General features: G+C 71.3%; 3 protein-coding genes. All 3 read left to right on the top strand.

Translation table 11 applies throughout. The features are described from left to right. Positions 1–508: 508 nt before the first annotated feature. On the top strand, positions 509–1,522 hold the full coding sequence (locus tag QN350_RS19330) for an ABC transporter ATP-binding protein (RefSeq protein WP_281533784.1): 1,014 nt from the start codon (positions 509–511) through the stop codon (positions 1,520–1,522). Beyond that, on the top strand, positions 1,519–2,397 hold the full coding sequence (locus QN350_RS19325) for an ABC transporter permease subunit (protein ID WP_322138709.1): 879 nt from the start codon (positions 1,519–1,521) through the stop codon (positions 2,395–2,397). The genes QN350_RS19330 and QN350_RS19325 overlap by 4 nt, the downstream gene beginning before the upstream one ends. Positions 2,398–2,494: 97 nt before the next feature. After that, positions 2,495–3,659 (top strand): histidine kinase (locus tag QN350_RS19320; protein ID WP_323517147.1); only part of this gene is annotated, 1,165 nt, incomplete at its 3' end.

Genomic DNA, 3,659 nt, shown 5'->3' with positions numbered 1-3,659 from the left:
GCGCAGGCCGCAGCACAAACCGGAGCGGCCTGCGCAAACCGGCGCGGCCTCCAGCGGAAACCGGGGGTAGCTTGCGGAAATCGGCGCGGGCGTGGTCGTGGGTCGTGCGCGGTCCGTCCCGCCGTCCCGCCGGACCGCTCGCATCCGCTCAGGCCCGCGCCGGTTTCGGCAGCTCGCGTCTGCCGTTTCGGGCGCGGCCCGCAGCACAAACCGGCGCGGCCCGCAGCACAAACCGGAGCGGCCTGCGCAAACCGGCGCGGCTGGCGGAAACCGGCGCGGGCGCCAGCGGAAACGGGAGCGGCTTGCGCAAACCGGCGCGGCGGCGGATGCTGCGGCACGGGCGAGCGGGCGGGACGCATCCGAATCGGGGTCGTACCGGGGTACTACGCGGTGCGGACGGTAAGCATCCGTTCGACTGATGCGCCCCGGGAGGCGCCCTGCGTATCGTGAATGCGGGGCCGACGTCCACCGACGTCCGGCCCCGCCAACGATGCGAATGAGGAGACGGATGATTCAGGCACAGTCCCTGACCAAACGCTACGGAAGCAAGGTCGCGGTCGACGCGATCGACTTCACGATCCAGCCAGGAACCGTGACGGGCCTGCTCGGCCCGAACGGCGCGGGCAAGACCACGACCATGCGCATGATCGTCGGCCTCGACCGGCCGGACTCCGGTTCGGTCCTCGTCAACGGGCAGCGTTACCAGGACCTCCGCGCCCCGCTCCGCGAGGTCGGCGTGCTGCTCGACGCGAAGGCGATCCACACCGGCCGCTCGGCGCGCAACCACCTGCTCGCGATGGCCGCGACCCACAACATCCCGAAGAGCCGGGTCGACGACGTCATCGAACTCACGGGACTCACCTCCGTCGCCCGCAAGCGCGTCGGCGGATACTCCCTCGGCATGGGACAGCGCCTCGGCATCGCCGCGGCCCTCCTCGGCGACCCGGGCATCCTGATCCTCGACGAACCCGTCAACGGGCTCGACCCCGAGGGCGTGCAGTGGGTGCGCAAGCTCATGCGGCACCTCGCCGGCGAAGGCCGCACCGTGCTGCTCTCCTCCCACCTGATGAGTGAGATGGCGCTCACCGCCGACCACATCATCATGCTCGGCCGTGGCCGGATCATCGCAGACGCCCCCGTCGCCGAGATCATCGGCCAGGCCGGCGGCGCGACCGTCCGCGTGCGCAGCCCGCACGCGACCCGGCTCGCCACCCTGCTCGCGCAGGCCGAGGTCTCCGTCGTGAACCTCGAACAGGACGTGCTCCAGATCACCGGCATCACGGCCGCCGAGATCGGCGACCAGGCCGCGGCCGCCGGCATCGTGCTCCACGAACTCACGAGCCTCACCGCCTCCCTCGAGGACGCCTACATGTCCCTCACCCAGAACGAGGTAGAATACCGCACCGGCGGCACCGGCGACGACGAATTCGACGATTCCGACACGACAGACGCCGCAGCGGATGCCGCGGTGAACGACGATCCGGACCCGCGCGAGACCGAACTGCAGGAGGCAGCACGATGAGCACCCCCACGATCCTGGTTGCCGGCACCCCGGAAACCCTCGCCGACATCGGCACGGAGCACGTGCCCGCGTCGACGCCGACCGGTCCGCACCTCAGCGCGCTCGGCATCATCCGCTCGGAGTGGATCAAGCTCAGCACCGTGCGCTCGACGATCTGGTGCTTCGCGGTGCTGCTCGTCGTGTCGATGGGGCTCGCCGCGATCATGTCGCTCGCGCTCGACCTCACCGGGACCGACATCGCGACGGTGCCCGACACCGACCAGGCCAGGTTCGTGGCGCAGGCCTCGACCTTCGGCGTGTTCTTCGGCCAGCTCATCGTCGCCGTGCTCGGTGTGCTCGCCGTCACCGGCGAGTTCACGACGGGCATGATCCGGTCCACCCTGACCGCGGTGCCGAAGCGCCTCCCGGCGCTCTGGGCCAAGGCGCTCGTGTTGTTCGTCACGACCTTTGTCGTCGGTCTCGTCAGCAGCATCGCCTCCTACGTCGTCACGGTCGCGATCGTGTCCGGGCAGGGCCTGCACGCGAGCCTCTTCGCCCCCGAGGTCATCCTCCCGGTGCTCGGCGGCTCGCTGTACCTCGGCCTCGTCGCGGTCTTCGCCCTCGGCATCGGTACGATCGTGCGGAGCGGGGCCGGCAGCATTGCCGTCACCCTCGGCGTGATCCTGCTGCTCCCGGTCGTGCTCCAGATGATCCCGGCCACGTGGGCGAGCGACGTGCTCCCGTACCTGATCTCCTCCGCGGGTATCAGCATGTTCGGCCTGATGCAGTTCGCCAAGGTGCCCCTCGACTGGTCGGTCGACCTGATCATCGTCCTCGTCTGGGTCGTCCTGAGCCTCGGCACCGCCTCGGTGCTGCTCAAGCGCCGCGACGCGTAACCGAGCGGCCATGAACGGGACCGGGCAGGCAGGGCCGGGCGTCGGCACCGACCGGTGACCGGCATCCGCCCAGTGCGCAGCAAGTAGAGTCCCAATCATGACCTCCACCAGCCCCAGCCCCGCCGCGACCCCCCTCGCGGACGGGGCTGGACTGCGTCTGCCGACTCCTCCCGGGGTCACCCGCCGGTTCTGGGCGCGGCACCCCTGGCTGGTCGATTCCCTCGTCGCGGCCGTCTACCTCGTCCCGACGGCGATCGTGCTCCTGATCGACGCGACCCGGCCGGCAGTCGGCCCCGCGCCGGTCGCCATCGTCTCGGCGCTGCTCCTCACCGGCCTGATCGCGGGAGCATTGCTCTTCCGCAGGCACGCCCCACTGCTTGCCCTCGCCCTCTCGTGCACCGCGCTGCTGCCGTCGTTCCCGAACCACGGCCAGGGCGACACCCTGCCCGTGATGATCGCCCTCTATGCGGTCGCGGTCTATCGCAACGTGCGCAGCGCCTGGATCGGCCTCGCGGTCGCGGTCGGCATCTCCACCCTCGGCGCCTACTTCGGCTCGGGCAACCCCTTCATCTCCTGGCTGAGCGTTGCCTCCCAGGACGCGGTGCTGCTCATCGTGGCGACCGTGATCGGTGTGAGCGTGGGCGACCGGATGCGCTACGTCGCCTCCCTCGTCAGCCTCGCCGCCCAGCTCGCCCACGACCGCGACCGGCAGGCCCAGCTCGCTCGCAGCTCCGAACGCGCCCGGATCGCCCGCGAGCTGCACGACATCGTCGCCCACAGTCTCTCGGTCATGGTCGCGCTCGCCGACGGCGCGGATGCCCTCGCCGTGCGCGACCCCGAACGCTCCCGCGCTGCGATGCGCGAGGTTGCCTCCACCGGCCGCGGCTCGATGGCCGAGATGCGGAGGCTCCTCGGCGTACTCAGCGACGACGACGAGACGGCGGATGCTGCGGCATCCGCCCCCGGGCAGGCGGCGGCCGGGCCCGGCTCCGGCACCACGACGGCTGCCGCAGCGACCGTCGCGACCGCCGCCCCGCTCGCCCCGCAGCCCGGTGCCGACCAGCTCGTCGACCTCGTGGACTCCTTCCGGTCCGCGGGACTCCCGGCCCGGCTCGAGCTGAGCGGGCGCGTGCCCGGCAGCCCGGGCGTGCAGCTCACGATCTACCGGGTGGTGCAGGAATCCCTGACCAACACCCTGCGTTACGCGGCGAAGCCGAGCGTCGTCTCGGTGCGGCTCTCCTCGTCGCCCGGCCGGGTCGAGG

It is taken from the genome of Cryobacterium sp. 10I5, from assembly GCF_035019865.1.
GTDB lineage: Bacteria > Actinomycetota > Actinomycetes > Actinomycetales > Microbacteriaceae > Cryobacterium > Cryobacterium breve_A.
Note: the sequence above shows the minus strand (reverse complement) of the source record. Positions and strands in the feature narration are given on the sequence as shown.

Excerpts from the sequence above, each read along its gene's own strand:
- QN350_RS19330 (WP_281533784.1), top strand. The coding sequence starts at position 509 with ATGATTCAGGCACAGTCCCTGACCAAACGCTACGGAAGCAAGGTCGCG.
- QN350_RS19325 (WP_322138709.1), top strand. The coding sequence starts at position 1,519 with ATGAGCACCCCCACGATCCTGGTTGCCGGCACCCCGGAAACCCTCGCC.